General features: G+C 70.1%; 12 protein-coding genes. 8 read left to right on the forward strand and 4 right to left on the reverse strand.

The genetic code is table 11. From position 1 onward, the window contains the following. Positions 1 to 208: 208 nt before the first annotated feature. The 5 genes from KBX00_RS20415 to KBX00_RS20435 all read left to right on the forward strand — a co-directional run bounded on the left by KBX00_RS20415 (position 209) and on the right by KBX00_RS20435 (position 6,068). Positions 209 to 1,498: an ABC transporter substrate-binding protein gene (locus KBX00_RS20415; RefSeq protein ID WP_210829311.1), complete on the forward strand. Its 1,290-nt coding sequence runs from the start codon at positions 209 to 211 to the stop codon at positions 1,496 to 1,498. Positions 1,499 to 1,687: 189 nt separating this feature from the next. Next, on the forward strand, positions 1,688 to 2,656 hold the full coding sequence (locus KBX00_RS20420) for a carbohydrate ABC transporter permease (RefSeq protein WP_210829313.1): 969 nt from the start codon (positions 1,688 to 1,690) through the stop codon (positions 2,654 to 2,656). 10 nt (positions 2,657 to 2,666) lie between these two features. After that, positions 2,667 to 3,509, forward strand: coding sequence for a carbohydrate ABC transporter permease (locus tag KBX00_RS20425; RefSeq protein ID WP_093402872.1), 843 nt, complete (start codon positions 2,667 to 2,669; stop codon positions 3,507 to 3,509). Continuing rightward, positions 3,506 to 4,939: a GH1 family beta-glucosidase gene (locus KBX00_RS20430; RefSeq protein ID WP_210829315.1), complete on the forward strand. Its 1,434-nt coding sequence runs from the start codon at positions 3,506 to 3,508 to the stop codon at positions 4,937 to 4,939. The genes KBX00_RS20425 and KBX00_RS20430 overlap by 4 nt, the downstream gene beginning before the upstream one ends. Before the next feature lie 82 nt (positions 4,940 to 5,021). Continuing rightward, entirely contained in the window at positions 5,022 to 6,068 is a 1,047-nt protein-coding gene (locus KBX00_RS20435; protein WP_210829317.1) for a LacI family DNA-binding transcriptional regulator, read from the forward strand. A 315-nt stretch (positions 6,069 to 6,383) separates the two neighbouring features. Here the strand turns inward: KBX00_RS20435 and KBX00_RS20440 are convergent, their stop codons facing one another. Further along, entirely contained in the window at positions 6,384 to 7,604 is a 1,221-nt protein-coding gene (locus KBX00_RS20440) for an acyl-CoA dehydrogenase family protein (RefSeq protein ID WP_210829318.1), read from the reverse strand. After that, a complete protein-coding gene (locus KBX00_RS20445; RefSeq protein WP_210829319.1) occupies positions 7,604 to 8,656 on the reverse strand; it encodes a phosphotransferase family protein in 1,053 nt (350 codons plus the stop codon). Before KBX00_RS20445 ends, KBX00_RS20440 begins: the two co-directional genes overlap by 1 nt. A gap of 148 nt (positions 8,657 to 8,804) precedes the next feature. Between KBX00_RS20445 and KBX00_RS20450 the strand changes: the two genes are divergently transcribed. Both KBX00_RS20450 and KBX00_RS20455 read left to right on the forward strand, forming a co-directional pair. After that, entirely contained in the window at positions 8,805 to 9,491 is a 687-nt protein-coding gene (locus KBX00_RS20450; protein WP_210829320.1) for an amino acid-binding protein, read from the forward strand. 119 nt (positions 9,492 to 9,610) lie between these two features. Next, positions 9,611 to 10,672: a GNAT family N-acetyltransferase gene (locus tag KBX00_RS20455; RefSeq protein WP_210829321.1), complete on the forward strand. Its 1,062-nt coding sequence runs from the start codon at positions 9,611 to 9,613 to the stop codon at positions 10,670 to 10,672. A gap of 150 nt (positions 10,673 to 10,822) precedes the next feature. On the opposite strand, the gene KBX00_RS20460 is transcribed toward KBX00_RS20455, so the two are convergent. After that, entirely contained in the window at positions 10,823 to 11,539 is a 717-nt protein-coding gene (locus tag KBX00_RS20460; protein WP_307868969.1) for an LPXTG cell wall anchor domain-containing protein, read from the reverse strand. A gap of 481 nt (positions 11,540 to 12,020) precedes the next feature. Here KBX00_RS20460 and KBX00_RS20465 point away from each other — a divergent pair, with 481 nt between their 5' ends. Beyond that, entirely contained in the window at positions 12,021 to 14,867 is a 2,847-nt protein-coding gene (locus tag KBX00_RS20465; RefSeq protein WP_210829477.1) for a glycoside hydrolase family 9 protein, read from the forward strand. Positions 14,868 to 15,315: 448 nt separating this feature from the next. On the opposite strand, the gene KBX00_RS20470 is transcribed toward KBX00_RS20465, so the two are convergent. Then, a complete protein-coding gene (locus tag KBX00_RS20470; RefSeq protein ID WP_210829323.1) occupies positions 15,316 to 15,819 on the reverse strand; it encodes a GNAT family N-acetyltransferase in 504 nt (167 codons plus the stop codon).

Below are 15,819 nucleotides of genomic sequence, written 5' to 3' on the forward strand. Positions count from 1 at the left end.
CTGCGTGGTAACGATCTGGGATCGCTCCCACTGGACTATTGACACTCCCGACACGTGCCGGCAATCTCATGGGAGCGTTCCCAAGAGGCGTGGATCACATGGCGCGCCCTTTGGTCGCCGACGCCGGCTGACCGAGTCGGTGTCGGCAGGCGCTGCGGCACCCCCCACCACAGACAAAAGCAGCCTCACCATCGAAAGAGGGGTCAGGATGAGCCTCACCACGCGGCGTTCCCGCATGGCGGCAGCCACCCTGGCCGCGATCACCGCCATCGGCGGCCTCGCGGCCTGCGGCAATGACGACGACACGCCGGCCGAGGGCGAGAAGCCCGAGAAGCTGGTCGTCGACACCTTCGGCGAGTTCGGCTACGACGAGCTCGTCAAGCAGTACGAGCAGGAGACCGGCATCAAGATCGAGCTGCGCAAGACCGCCCAGCTCGGCGAGTACCGGCCGAAGCTGGTCCGTTACCTCGCCACCGGCAAGGGCGCGGCCGACGTGACCGCCCTGGAAGAGGGCATCCTCAACGAGTTCAAGGCCAACCCGCGCAACTGGGCCGACCTGACTCCGCTGGTGTCGTCCGAGATCTCCGACGACTACCTGCCGTGGAAGTGGGAGCTGGGCAAGGCGCCGGACGGTCGCCTGATCGGCCTGCCGACCGACGTCGGCAGCCTCGCGGTCTGCTACCGCAAGGACCTGTTCGAGGCCGCCGGCCTGCCCACCGAGCGGGACGCGGTCTCGGCGCTCTGGCCGGACTGGAACGGCTTCCACCAGGCTGGCCAGAAGTACAAGCAGGCCACCGGCAAGGCGTTCGTCGACTCGATCACCGCCGTCTCCAACGGCGTGCTGTTCCAGCAGGGCAGCGACCTGTTCTACGACAAGGAGAACAACATCATCGCGGACTCCAGCCCCGCGGTGAAGTCTGCCTGGGAGACCGCCACCTCGATGGTGGACATCTCCGCCAAGGCGTCCACCTGGTCGCCCGAGTGGTCCGGCGGCTTCAAGCAGGGCACCTTCGCGGCCACCTTCTGCCCGTCCTGGATGCTCGGCATCGTCGCGGACAACTCCGGCGAGGAGAACAAGGGCAAGTGGGACGTGGCGGCCGTGCCGGGCGGCGGCGGTAACTGGGGCGGCTCGTGGCTGGCCGTGCCGGAGCAGAGCAAGTACCCGGAGGAGGCGGCGAAGCTCGCCCAGTTCCTGACCAACGCCACCAGCCAGGTGGAGGCATTCAAGGCCAAGGGCCCGCTGCCCACCAACCTGGAGGCGCTGAAGAACGAGGCCTTCCTCAGCTACACCAACGAGTACTTCAGCAACGCGCCGACCGGCAAGATCTTCGGCGAGAGCGTCGCTCAGATCGAGCCGATCCACCTGGGCCCGAAGCACCAGGCGATCAAGGAGAACGCGTTCGAGCCGGCGATGCGGGCGTTCGAGAACGGGCAGGCCAGCAAGGATGCGGCCTGGGAGCAGTTCACCAAGGACGCGCAGACCCAGGGCGTCTTCTGAGTGATTCCCTTCCGGTGGCGTTCGGGACTACCCGAACGCCACCGGTCGGTCCCCACCGCGCAGCATCCTGCGCGAGGGCCCCCGGGCCTCGCTGGAAAAGGAAACTCGAATGAGCGAGCGTAAGCGAGCGAATCATCACCTCAGTGCCGTGGTGCCTCGTGGCGGCACGGAGCGCAGCGGAGTGTCGTCATGAGCCTGTCGGCCACGACGGCACCGCCGTCGCCAGCAGCACCACCCCCCGACGTCCCCGCCCGACGCCGGCGGGGCTATCTCTTCAACCGCCTGGATCTCAAGTACTCCCCGTACCTCTACATCGCGCCGTTCTTCCTGATCTTCGGAGCCTTCGGGCTGTACCCGATGCTGCGCACCGCCTGGATGTCCCTGCATGACTGGGACATGGTCGGCGAGCACACGTTCATCGGGTTCGACAACTACACCGCGTTGTTCTCCGACGAGTACTTCTGGAACGCGCTGATCAACACGTTCGGCATCTTCGCCCTGTCGACCATCCCGCAGCTGCTGATGGCGCTGTTCCTGGCGAACCTGCTCAACCAGACCCTGCTGCGCGCCAAGACCTTCTTCCGGATGGCCATCTTCGTGCCGAACGTGGTCTCGGTGGCCGCCGTCGCGATCGTCTTCGGCATGCTGTTCCAGCGTGACTTCGGCCTGTTCAACTGGCTGCTCGGCCTCGTCGGGGTGGACCAGATCGACTGGCGTGCGCAGGAGTGGAGTTCCTGGACCGCCATCGCCACGATGGTCAACTGGCGGTGGACCGGCTACAACACCCTGATCCTGCTCGCCGGCATGCAGGCCATCCCGAAGGATCTGTACGAGGCGGCCGCGATCGACGGGGCCAGCCCGTGGCGGCAGTTCTGGCAGATCACCCTGCCGATGCTCAAGCCCACCTTCATCTTCGTGGTCATCCTCTCCACGATCGGCGGCATGCAACTGTTCACCGAGCCGCTGCTCTTCGCCAACGGCAGCATCATCGGCGGCAACCAGCGGGAGTACCAGACGCTGGCCATGTACATGTACGAGAAGGGCATCTACAACCTGAGTACCGCAGGTTACGGCGCCGCGGTGGCCTGGGCCATCTTCATGATCATCGTCTTCGTGTCGCTGATCAACTTCGTACTCGTCCGCCGCGCGGCCAAGTGAGGAGAGATCGATGATCTCGGCTTCAAAGCGCCTGTGGCGCACCAGTCCACTCACCTACATGGCGCTCGTCCTGGCGGCGCTGCTGTCGATCTACCCCTTCTACTACATGATCGTGATCGGCACCCGCAGCCTGGAGTCGATCAACGACGTGCCACCGCCGATGACCCCGGCCGGCGCCTTCGGTGACAACTTCGGCCGGGTGCTCGACAACGACGCGGCCAACTTCCTCAAGGGCCTGATGAACTCGATCATCGTCTCCTCGGTGGTCACCGTGTCGGTGGTGCTCACCGGCTCCCTGGCCGGCTTCGCCTTCGCGAAGCTGCGCTTCCGCGGTCGCAACGTGCTGCTGCTGGCGATCATCGTCACCATGATGATCCCGACCCAGATGGGTCTCATCCCGCTCTGGAGCATGATGCAGTCGCTGGGTTGGTACGACACCCTCTACGCGGTGACCGTGCCGTTCCTGGTGAGCGCCTTCGGCGTGTTCATGATGCGGCAGTACGCCAGCCAGGCGATCTCCGACGAGCTGATCGAGGCCGGTCGGGTCGACGGTGCCAGCACGTTCCGGATCTACTGGAACATCGTGCTGCCCGCGCTGCGGCCGGCGGCCGGCGTACTCGGTCTGCTCACCTTCATGGAGACCTGGAACTCCTTCCTGTGGCCGTACGCGATCCTCACCCCGGAGAACCCGACCCTGCAGGTCTCGCTCTCCTTCCTCTCGTACGCCTACTACACGGACTATTCCCAGGTCTTCGCCGCTACGGCGGTCGGCACCATCCCGCTGGTGCTCGTCTTTCTACTCTTCGGCCGCCAGATCATCGGCGGGATCATGGAAGGTGCAGTCAAGTCGTGAGCAACCCCGCCACCCCGCCCGCCGTCGGCGTCCTCGACGAGCGTCCGCCGCTTACCTTCCCGCCCGGCTTCCTCTGGGGCGCGGCGACCGCCGCATACCAGATCGAGGGCGCGGCGAACGAGGGCGGCCGGACCGCGTCGATCTGGGACACCTTCAGCCACACCGAGGGCCGGACGGTCTCCGGGCACACCGGCGACGTCGCCTGCGACCACTACCACCGGCTCGGCGACGACGTCCGGCTGATGGCCGAGCTGGGGTTGAAGTCGTACCGGTTCTCGGTGTCCTGGCCCCGGGTGCAGCCGGGCGGGTCGGGTCCGGCAAACGCCGAAGGGCTCGACTTCTACCAGCGGCTGGTCGACGAACTGCTGGCCAACGGGATCGAGCCCTGGCTCACCCTCTACCACTGGGATCTGCCGCAGGAGTTGGAGGACGCCGGCGGCTGGCCGGCCCGGGACACCGCCGCCCGGTTCGCCGACTACGCGCTGCTGATGGCCGACGCGCTGGGCGACCGGGTGAAGTACTGGACGACGCTCAACGAGCCCTGGTGCTCGGCCTTCCTCGGGTACGGCTCCGGGGTGCACGCCCCGGGCCGCTCCGACGGGGCCGACGCGGTCCGCGCCGGACACCACCTGATGCTCGGGCACGGGCTCGCGGTGCAGGCGCTGCGTACGGCGGTGCCGCAGGCGCAACTCGGGGTGACCGTCAACCTGTACCCGGTCACCCCGGCCAGCGACTCGCCTGGTGACGCCGACGCGGCCCGGCGGATCGACGCGCTGGCCAACCGGTTCTTCCTCGACCCGATCCTGCGCGGCGCGTACCCCGACGACCTGGTGGCCGACCTGGCGAAGGTGACCGACTTCAGCCACGTCCACGACGGCGACCTGGCCACCATCTCCACGCCGCTGGACGTGGTGGGCGTCAACTACTACAGCCGGCACGTGGTGGCCGCACCGGTCTCGGGCGAGCAGCCGGAACCGTACTGGCGGGCCCAGTCCTGCTGGCCGGGCAGCGAGGACGTCCGGTTCGTCACCCGGGGAGTGCCGGTCACCGACATGGACTGGGAGATCGACGCTCCCGGTCTGGTGGAGACGCTGCGTCGGGTGCACGAGGAGTACACGGACCTTCCGCTCTACGTGACCGAGAACGGCTCGGCCTTCGTCGACGAGGTCGTCGACGGTCGGGTCGACGACGTCGACCGGCTCGCCTACTTCGACGCCCACCTGCGCGCCTGCTACGAGGCGATCAGCGCGGGCGTCCCCCTGCGGGGATACTTCGCCTGGTCGCTGATGGATAATTTCGAGTGGGCCTGGGGCTACACGAAGCGGTTCGGCATGATCTACGTCGACTACGACAAGCAGACCCGCATCCCCAAGTCCAGTGCCAGGTGGTACGCGGAGGTGATCCGACGCAACGGTCTGGCCGCACAATAGGGCGATGGCCAGCCAGTAACGGGCGGCCCGGCACCGACGCTGGTGAAGGTGCCGGGGCCGCCTGACGTCGGAGGAGCAGACGATGACAACGCAGCGCACCCGGTCGCTCGGGCGGCCGACGCTCGACGCGGTCGCCGCCCGCGCCGGAGTCGGCCGAGGCACGGTCTCCCGCGTGGTCAACGGCTCCCCTCAGGTGAGTCCGGAGGCCCGGGCCGCCGTGCAGCAGGCCATTGCCGAGCTGGGGTACGTACCCAACCGCGCCGCTCGGGCGCTCGTCACCCAGCGGACCGACTCGGTGGCCCTGGTGGTCAGCGAGTCCGGTGAGCGGATCTTCGCCGAGCCGTTCTTCGCCGGCATCGTCCGGGGGATCAGCTCCGCCCTGCTGGAGACGCCGTTGCAGCTCTGGCTGGCCATGGCCCAGTCGCCGCTGGAGCGGGAGCGGGTCGAGCACCACCTGACCAACCAGCACGTCGACGGCGTACTGCTGCTGTCGCTGCACGACGACGACCCGCTGCCCACCCTGCTGGAGGAGCGTGGCCTGCCCACCGTGCTCGGCGGGCGGCCCGCGCGGATGCTGCACCCCGAGGCGCAGCCCGTGTCGTTCGTCGACGTCAACAACGCCGGCGGGGCGCGGCAGGCCGTCGAGTATCTCGCCGGCCGGGGACGGCGGCGGATCGCCACCATCGCCGGCCCGCAGGACATGGGCGCCGGCCTGGCCCGGTTGTCCGGCTACCGGGACGCGGTCCGCACCGCCGGGTTCGGCGTCAACCCCGACCTGATCGCGTACGGCGACTTCAGCGAGGAGAGCGGGGTGACCGCGATGCGGGGGCTGCTGGAGCGCTGTCCCGACCTCGACGCCGTGTTCGTGGCCGCCGACCTGATGGCCTTCGGTGCCCTGCGGACACTGCGCGAGGCCGGCCGTCGGGTGCCGCAGGACGTGGCGGTGGTCGGCTTCGGCGACGAGCCCATCGCCCGGCAGGCCAACCCGCCACTGACCTCGGTGTTCCAGCCGGTGGAGGAGATGGGCCGGCAGATGGCGCGGCTGCTGGTCGACCGGATCCGCGGCGACGAGATCCTCACCCCACACGTCGTCCTGGACACCCAGTTCGTCGAGCGCGCCTCCGCCTGAACCGCGCCTCCCCTCGTTCGTGCCGCCGCACCGCGGCCGGTCGCCACCGTGGTCGGCGCTCGCTGACTCCACGTGTTTCTGACGCTGCGTGACTACCAACCGTCCCACCCACCTGCCACCTCGCACGCTTTGCTCTGCTTCAACGGACGCACTGGCGTCTGAGCAGTGGTAACGCGATGGCGTGTCTTGCCTGCCGGCCGTGCATGGATGCGGAGCGTTAGCGTTGCGTCGGTTGAAGCAGAGCAAAGGCGGCGACCTGGTACATCGGGGGTCGGCCTGATGTGCACGGGGGGTGATGTTCGGCGCAGTCGCCGCTCAGGTGGGGGCGGTCCAGCGGCGCAGCTCGCGCTTGGCGAGGCTGTTGCGGTGCACCTCGTCGGGGCCGTCGGCGAGACGCAGCGTGCGAGCCTGGGACCAGAGCGCGGCAAGGGGGGTGTCCTGGCTGACTCCGGCCGCGCCGTACGCCTGGATGGCCTTGTCGATGACCCACTCGGCCATCGCCGGGGTGGCGATCTTGATGGCCTGGATCTCGGTGTGCGCACCCTTGTTGCCGACGGTGTCCATCAGCCAGGCGGTCTTGAGCACCAGCAGCCGGGCCTGCTCGATGCGGACCCGGGCCTCGGCGATCCACTCGCGTACCACGCCCTGTTCGGCGAGCGGGCGACCGAAGGCGATCCGCTCGATGGTCCGGCGGCAGAGCAGCTCCAACGCTCGCTCGGCCATCCCGATCAGGCGCATGCAGTGGTGGATCCGGCCGGGACCGAGCCGGGCCTGGGCGATGGCGAAGCCGGTCCCCTCGGCACCGACCAGGTTCTCCGCCGGCACCCGTACGCCGTCGAAGTCGATCTCGGCGTGCCCGCCGTGCGAGGCGTCGCTGTAGCCGAAGACCCGCATCCCCCGGCGGACGGTGACCCCGGGGGTGTCCCGGGGAACCAGGATCATGCTCTGCTGCCGGTGCCGCTCGGCGTCCGGGTCGGTCTTGCCCATCACGATGAGGATCGCGCAGGTTGGGTCCATCGCGCCGGACGACCACCACTTGCGGCCGTCGACGACGTAGTGGTCACCGTCGCGGCGGATCGACGTGGCGATGTTCGTCGCGTCGGAGGAGGCCACGTCGGGCTCGGTCATGCAGAACGCGGAGCGGATCTCGCCGGCCAGCAGCGGGGTGAGCCAGCGTTCCTGTTGATCGGGGGAGCCGAACTCGGCGAGCAGTTCCATGTTGCCGGTGTCCGGCGCGGCGCAGTTGAGCGCCTCCGGTGCGAGGTGCGGGCTGCGCCCGGTCAGCTCGGCCAGCGGGGCGTACTGGAGGTTCGTCAGCCCGGCACCGTGGCGCGGATCGGGCAGGAAGAGGTTCCACAGGCCGCGTCGGCGTGCCTCGGCCTTCAGTTCGGCCAGCACCGGCGGGCGGGCCCACGGGTCACCGGCCGCGGCCACCTGTGCGGCGTGCACCGGTTCGGCCGGGTACACGTGCTGCTCCAGGAAATCGGTCAGCTCCGCGCGCAGCTGCTCGGTCCGGGCGTCGTACGCGAAGTCCATCAGGTCTCCCTCACCGCGGTCAGTCCGTGGGCGACAAGCGGGGCGACCAGATCCCCGATGGTGTCGAAGCCCTCGCCGAGGGTCTGGCCGAGGGTGTGCCGGTAGTGGATGCCCTCGCAGATGACGGCGAGTTTGAAACAGCCCAGCGCGACGTGCCAGTGCAGGGGACCGACGTCGACGTCGCTGCGGCCCGCGTACCGGTCGATCAGTTCGGCGCCGCTGGGGAAGCCGGCGCGCGGGCCGAGGCCGTCGGCGACCGGGTTACCTGCGGGGGCCGCGCCTGCGCCGAGCACGTCCCAGTAGGTCAGCAACAGCCCGAGGTCGGCCAGCGGGTCGCCGAGGGTGGCCATCTCCCAGTCCAGCACCGCCGTGACCGTCACCGGGTCCACGGTGGCGAGCAGGTTGTCCAGCCGAAAGTCCCCGTGCACGATCCGACCGGCGTTGGCCCCCTCGGGCGCGGTGGCGGCGAGCCGGTCGCGCAGCTCGTCGATGCCGGTCAGCGGTCGGCTGCGGGACCGGTCGAGCTGTCCCGACCAGCGGCGGACCTGCCGGGCCAGGAACCCCTCCGGGCGGCCGAAGTCGGCCAGGCCGACCGCCGCCGGCTCGACCGCGTGCAGCGCCGCCAGGGTGTCCATCATCGTCATGGCCAGCCCGTGTCGCTGTTCGCCGGTGAGCCGGTCGGTGCGGGCGCGGCTGCGGAACACCTCGCCCGGCACCCGCTCCATCAGGTAGAACGGCGCCCCCAGCACGTCCGGCTCGGTGCAGAGCAGCAGGGCGCCGGGCACCGGGACGTCGGTCGGAGCGAGCGCCGAGACGACCCGGAACTCCCGGGCCATGTCGTGCGCGGTGGCCAGCACGTGCCCGAGCGGTGGACGGCGCAGCACCACGTCCCGGTCACCGGCGTGCACCAGGTAGGTCAGGTTCGACCGGCCACCGGCGATCAGCTCGGCCCGCAGCGGGCCGGCGGCCAGATCGGGACGGTGCGCCGCCAGGTAGCCGCCGAGCCGGTCGAGATCCAGACCGGCGGGCGAGCCGGCGGTCGGTTCGGTCATCCGGACAGTTCATGGCAGCTCCGGCGGCTTGTCAAGGTCAGGTTTGACCCTCGGGACATGCCACCGCAACAGGGACGAAATGGTCAACTGTCAGGCTGACACCAGCCTGCCGGCCACCGCGTCGGCCCGCCAAGCGGAGGGGTTTGAGATGTTGCTGCGCGTTCGGGTCACCCTGCCGGACCGTCCGGGCACCCTCGGTCAGGTGGCGCGCACCCTCGGCGTGTCCGGGGCGGACATCGTCCAGGTGGTCGTGCTGGAACGCCTCGGCGGGCGGGCGGTCGACGACTTCACGGTGGTGTGGCCGGGCGCCGCCCGGGTGGAACGACTGCTGGCCGGCCTGGCGGCGATCCCCGGCGTACGGGTGGACGGGGTCTGGCGGGCGATCGGCGCGCCGACCACCACCGGTCAGGACGCCGAGCTGCTGGCCCAGGTCGCGGCGAACCCGGCCGACGGGCTGGCCACCCTGGTCGACGCGGTACCCGGGCTGCTCGCCGCCGACTGGTCCGTCGCCGCGGTGGTGCCGGTCGACTGGGCGTCGCGTACCGGGGGTGGTGGTGCGACGGTCGGGCACGCCAGTTGGCGTACGCCCGTGCCACCGAAACTGCCGGAGGTGACCCCGCTGCGCGCCCGGGCGATGACCGCACCCGATGGCGGTCACTTCGCGGTCGCGCCGTTCGGCCGGGCCGGGCTGGTCCTGGTGGTCTCCCGCGAGCACAACGAGACGCTCATGCCGGCGGCGTTCCACTCGACCGAGGTGGATCGGCTCGCCCAGCTGGTCCGCGCCTGTGCGGTGATTCTCGGCGACCGGCTCGACCTGGTGGGTTCCCCACGGTGAGCGCCAATCCCTGACCAGGCGGCTGTGACGTAGACCGCAGGGCCGGACGCGGCTGGACATGGTGAGGCAACCGACCGGCAACAGCCGCGCACGAGGGTGGCAGGCGAAGGGAGGCAACGATGACGCTGTGGCGGATCCGAGCCACCGTGGACGACCGGCCGGGCTACCTGTCGGTGCTCACGGCGAGCCTCGCGTTGCGTGGAGTCAACATCCTCACCGTGCAGGTGCACACCACCGAGCACGGTGCCGTCGATGATTTCCTCGTCGACGCGCCGGACACCCTCGACGATGCGGGACTGATCGCCGCCGTCGAACGGGGCCGGGGGCGGGACTGCTGGGTGGCGCGCAGTGAGGCGCGTGGCCTGGCCGATCAGCCGACCCGGGTGCTCGGGCTGGCGACCCGGCTGGTACACGACCCGGACGCGACCGGTGAGGTGCTCCGGGCGCTGCTCGGTGCCGACGAGGTGACCTGGCGGGCCGCTGCGGCGCCGGCCCGCCCCGGGATCGACGGCATGACGATGTCGCTGGCCGACCCGAACGGCGGGTCGTACACCCTGCGCCGGGTCGCGCCCAGCTTCACCCCGGCCGAGTACGCCCGGGCCCAGGCGCTGCTCGAACTGGGGGCCACCGCCGCCCGCCGCAGCACCGAGCAGGTCACCGTGGTCCTACCCGACGGTGCCGAACTGACCGTGCGGCCCGCCGTCGCGGACGACCTGACGGCGGTGGTCGAGTTGCATCAGGCCTGCTCGGCGCGCAGCCGGCAGCGTCGCTACCTGGGGGGAGCGGGTCTACCCTCCCCGGCCCGACTGCGCCGGCTCCTGGAGCCGGCACGCGGGCTGACCCTGGTCGCCGCGACGACCGGCTCCGGCGGGGCGGCGGAGTCGGTCGTCGCGATGGCCAACCTGCTCGCCGAGGGCGACGAGGCCGAGTTGGCGTTGCTGGTACGCGACGACTGGCAGCGTCGTGGGCTGGGCTCGACGCTGCTGCGCCGGCTGACCCGGCAGGCCGAGTCGGCTGGTTACGCGGCGATGGTGCTGCACGTCCAGGCGGACAACGCCCCGATGCTGCGTACGCTGCGCCGGTTGTCCCGGCCGACCACCGTCCAGCGGGACGCCGGCCTGCTGACCATGACCGTACCGTTGGCCACCGAGGCGCCGGCAACGGCGGGAACCGCCGGCTGACGGCTCAGACGACCGACCTCCGGTGCGGAGGCCGGTGAGGTGGGCAGGACTCCCGGTGCGGGAGTCCTGCCCACCGCGTGCTTACTGGTCGGCTCCGCTCAGATGTTCGGGGGCAGGGCGGTCCATGCCGGCGGCCGTTCTCGGGTGGTGTCAGCTGGTGAAGGTGATCCCGTCACGACGGCGTCGCAGTGCGACAAGGGCGACGCCGCCACCGATCAAACCGACGCCGACCAGGGCCATGGTCGTCACCGCCGCACCGGTGACCGGCAGGCTGCCGTCGTCGTCACCGCCGCCACCGCCGGTGCCGTCCGACGGAACCGGCGACTCCGGGACCGTCGGCGTCGGGGACTCCGGGACGGTGGGTGTCGGCGAGGGTGACTCCGGGGTGGTCGTGGGTGTGGGGGTCGGCGACTCCGGCGTTGGCTGGCCGGCGCAGGTGTGACTGAGGTTGAAACGGTCGCCTTGGCCGCTGATCGTGGCGCTACCGTCCACAAGCGTCCACCCGGCCGGGGTGAACAGGTAGGCGTGGATGAGCCGGGAACCGTTCTGCCCAGCGGGGTAGAGCGCGTCCGGGTAGGCGTCGGCGGTGTCGGGCACGGTGACGTCGACCGTGTCGGAGCCGTTGTCGAAGGTCAGTGTCAGACTCTCGAAACCGCCTGCGGACGGACCGCCGGGCAGGACGAAGTGCCAACCGTCGTGGTCGGCGGGACGGTCGGCGAACCTGCTGTCCGCGCACTGCTGTTGGAAATCGGCGGCAGTGGAACCCTGGTGGGCCGAGTGGAGCGGAACGGTGCTGCTCGCCCAGGCCGGGGCGGCGAGGGCGAGGAGGGCCGTGGCGGCGACGCCGGAAACGGCCGCACGCGCCACGTGCCGACACTGTGGCATGAGAATTCCTCCGGATCTCAGCGGGATGACGGCACATGCTCGCATCCGGACGGCCGGTCCTGATCTCGGACGAACGGCCTGACCTGGGCAGACGCGAAGTTGCGATGTGCCCGCGAGGGTGTCTCGGGGGCTGTCGGCGCGCGTGTCGGTGTAACGCCACACGGCCGTCCGACGCTCGACGTCGTCGCCGAGCGGGCTTCCCAACCGTCGGTGCTCGGATTACATTGTCAACTATCCATGGGAGCGCTCCCGGTCCTGTTGGAGCCACCTCGCCGCCACCACCACCACCGCCGGCAGCCGTCCACTCCGACGCGGGCACGCGTCCGGTCGATGCCGTCGGGCACGCATCGACAGGAGTAGTCGCATGCACCTACCCACACGGTCGGGCCGCGTCCACGGCAACCGACCTCTGCCGGATCAGCCCTGGCCGCGCCACCGTCCCGACCAGCCCTGGTCCCGCCGGATGCTGGCCACCGTCACCGCACTCGCCGCCGGCCTCGCGCTCGCGCTCGGCGTACCCGCGACCGGTGCCGTCGCCGCACCGACCGACGGTGCCGCGACCACCGCCGCCGCGCCGGCCTTCAACTATGCCGAGGCGCTCCAGAAGTCCCTGCTGTTCTACGAGGCGCAGCAGTCCGGGAAGCTGCCGGACTGGAACCGCGTCTCGTGGCGCGGCGACTCGGCGCTGCGCGACGGCTCGGACGTCGGAGTCGACCTCACCGGCGGCTGGTACGACGCCGGTGACCACGTGAAGTTCGGCTTCCCGATGGCGTTCAGCGCCACCATGCTGGCCTGGGGCGCGGTCGAGTACCGATCCGGGTACGCCGCCTCCGGCCAGCTCACCCACCTGCTGAACAACCTGCGTTACGTCAACGACTACTTCGTCAAGGCGCACCCGTCGTCGAACGTCCTCTACGGACAGGTCGGCAACGGCGACGACGACCACAAGTGGTGGGGTCCGGCCGAGGTGATGCCGATGGCGCGGCCCGCGTACAAGATCGACGCGAGCTGTGGCGGCGCGGACCTGGCGGGGGAGACCGCCGCCGCGATGGCCGCCTCGTCCATGGTCTTCCGGCCCACCGACGCCGCGTACGCCGACAAGCTGCTGACCCACGCGAAACAGCTCTACACCTTCGCCGACACCGTGCGGAAGAACTACCACGAGTGCATCACCGACGCGACAAGCTTCTACCGCTCCTGGAGCGGTTACCAGGACGAACTGGTCTGGGGTGCGATCTGGTTGTACCGGGCCACCGGCGACGCCGCGTACCTGGCCAAGGCGGAGAGCGAGTACGACAAGCTCGGCACCGAGCCGCAGACCACCACCCGCTCGTACAAGTGGACCGTCGCCTGGGACAACAAGCAGTTCGGGGCGTACGTGCTGCTGGCCAACCTGACCGGCAAGCAGAAGTACGTCGACGACGCCAACCGGTGGCTGGACTTCTGGACCGTCGGGGTCAACGGCGAGCGGGTCCGGTACTCGCCCGGCGGGATGGCGGTGCTCGACTCGTGGGGTGCCCTGCGCTACGCCGCAAACACCGCGTTCGCCGCACTTGTCTACAGCGACAAGACCACCGACGCGACCCGCAAGGCGCGCTACCACGACTTCGCCGTCCGGCAGATCAACTACGCGCTCGGCGACAACCCGCGCAACTCCAGCTACGTGATCGGCTTCGGCGCCAACCCGCCGAAGAACCCGCACCACCGCACCGCGCACGGCTCCTGGTGGGACAGCCAGACCGTGCCCACCGAGACCCGGCACACCCTCTACGGCGCGCTTGTCGGCGGGCCGTCCTCGCCGAACGACGCGTACACCGACAACCGGTCGGACTACGTGATGAACGAGGTCGCCACCGACTACAACGCCGGCTTCACCTCCGCGCTGGCCCGGCTCTCCCAGGAGTACGGCGGCACCCCGCTGGCCAACTTCCCGGTCCCCGAGCAGCCCGACATCGACGAGCTGACCGTGGAGACCACGGTCATGCAGAACGAGACCCGAGCCACCGGCATCAAGGCGATCATCTACAACAAGTCGGCCTTCCCGGCGCGGGCACTCACCGACGCGAAGTTCCGCTACTACTTCCGGCCCGACGGCACCGGTCCGGTGCAGGTGACCTCCAGCTACACCCAGGGCTGCCCGGCACCGACCACCGCCCGCCAGGCCAGCGGCGACCTCTGGTACGTCGAGGTCGACTGCACCGGGCACACCATCGCGCCGGCCGGCCAGTCGCAGCACCGGATGGAGGTGCAGTTCAAGGTCGGTGTGCCCGAGGGCGGCACCTGGAACCCGGCGAACGACCCGTCGTACCAGGCCACCGCCGGGCCGAACCGCAACGTGCCGCTCTACTCCGGCGGCGAGGTGGTGTGGGGCACGGAGCCCGCGCCGGACGCCCCCGACACCACCCGGCCGACCACTCCCGGCACTCCGGTGGCCACCTCGGTCACCTCCCGCTCGGTGAGTCTGACCTGGGAACCGTCCACCGACTCCGGCAGTGGCATCGACGTCTACCTGGTCAGCACCCGCCAGATCGGCAGCGACGCGATCGTGCTGGAAAACGCCAGCACCAACTCGTTGACGATCGACGTGCTGCCGGCCCGCACGTACGAGTTCAGCGTGGTGGCCCGGGACGGGGCCGGCAACACGTCGTTCTCGTCACCGTCGCTGAGCGTGACCACTCCCGCCGTGGACACGGGCGACACCGTCCCGCCGACCACGCCGGGCACGCCCACCGTCTCCGCCGTCACCTCGACCGGTGCGACGCTGACCTGGGCTCCGTCAACCGACAACGTGGGCGTCGTCGGGTACCGCATCTACCGTTCGTACCTGGTCGACACCCTGATCGACACGGTCACCGAGCCGACCTACCGGCTGACCGGCTTGACTCCTGACAGCACGACCCCGTTCTACGTGGTCGCGATCGACGCCGCCGGCAACGCCTCGCCGCCCTCGCAGACGGTGACGGTGACAACCTCGGCGCCGCTGCCCACGTCGCCCTGCCGGGTCACCTACGGCACCAACGACTGGAGCACCGGCTTCACCGCGAACATCACCATCACCAACACCGGCACGACCGCGATCAACGGCTGGACGCTGGCGTTCAGCTTCCCGAACAGCGGGCAGCGCGTCGGTCAGGGCTGGTCGGCCAGCTACGCCCAGACGGGTGCGGCGGTGACCGCCACCAACCTGTCGTACAACGGCAACCTGGCGGCGGGCGCGTCGGTCGGCATCGGCTTCAACGGCACGCACACCGGTAGCAACCCGAAGCCCACCACGTTCACGCTCAACGGCGCCAACTGCACCATCGGCTGACGCGACGACTGGATCACCCGGTCGGAGCCTGCCGTTGTACAGCTCTCCACGCCGGCATGCCACGCAGGAACGATCGCCCTGTGTGGCATGCCGGCGCAGAGGCGTCCGCTCGGGAGCGCGGGACCTGTGGCTGAGAACGCCTCCGGCAGGTCGGACACAGCGAGCGATGCTCACGCTGTGTGGCATGGGCGGCGTCGGACCTTTGCCACCCTCGCACGCTTTGCTCTGCTTCAACCCACGCAACAGCGCCTGATCAGGGGCTCTACATCGACTGAAGAGCAAGCAGGCGACGGTTGCCGTCACCGTCGGTGAGCGTTGCGTCGATTGAAGCAGAGCAAAGGGAATAGAGGGGGGTGACGGGAGGGGGTGGAATGTCACCGTCTGTCAGGAGCAGCGCGTCGGGAAGGAGAGCAGGCTCCGCCCGGATGAGTCCGGCCGGGGCGTGGCGTCAGCGCAGGTCGTCGGCGAGCAGGTCCATCAGCAGGCCGTCGTGCCAGCGGCCGTCCTCGCCGCGCTCGTAGCGGCGCAGCACCCCGACCGTCCGGAAACCCACTTTGGCGTACGCGCGGATGGCGGCGGTGTTCGCCGCCGCCGGGTCGATGGTGAAGCGGTGGTGACCGTGGACGTCGATCAGGTGGCGGATCAGCACGCGGATGGCGTCCCCGGCCAGCCCGGCGCCGCGTACCGAGGGGTCGAGGAAGATGTCGAGGCCGGCGTGCCGGTAGTCCGGATCATCCTCGGCGTGCCACTGGATCGCGCCGATCACCCTGTCGCCGTGCTCGATCGCGTACACCGAGAGGCCGTCCTCGGCGAGATCCGCCTCGACGGCCGCGACCAGGTCGTCGCCGCCGCGCCACCAGCGGCGTACCTCGGGTTCGGCGCGGATCCGCGCCAGGGCGGGCACGTCGGCGGCCGTCGCCGGTCGTAGGGTCACCGCCGTGCCGCGCAGCAT

The sequence above is a fragment of the Micromonospora sp. C95 genome (genome assembly GCF_018070465.1).
Taxonomy (GTDB): Bacteria; Actinomycetota; Actinomycetes; order Mycobacteriales; family Micromonosporaceae; genus Micromonospora.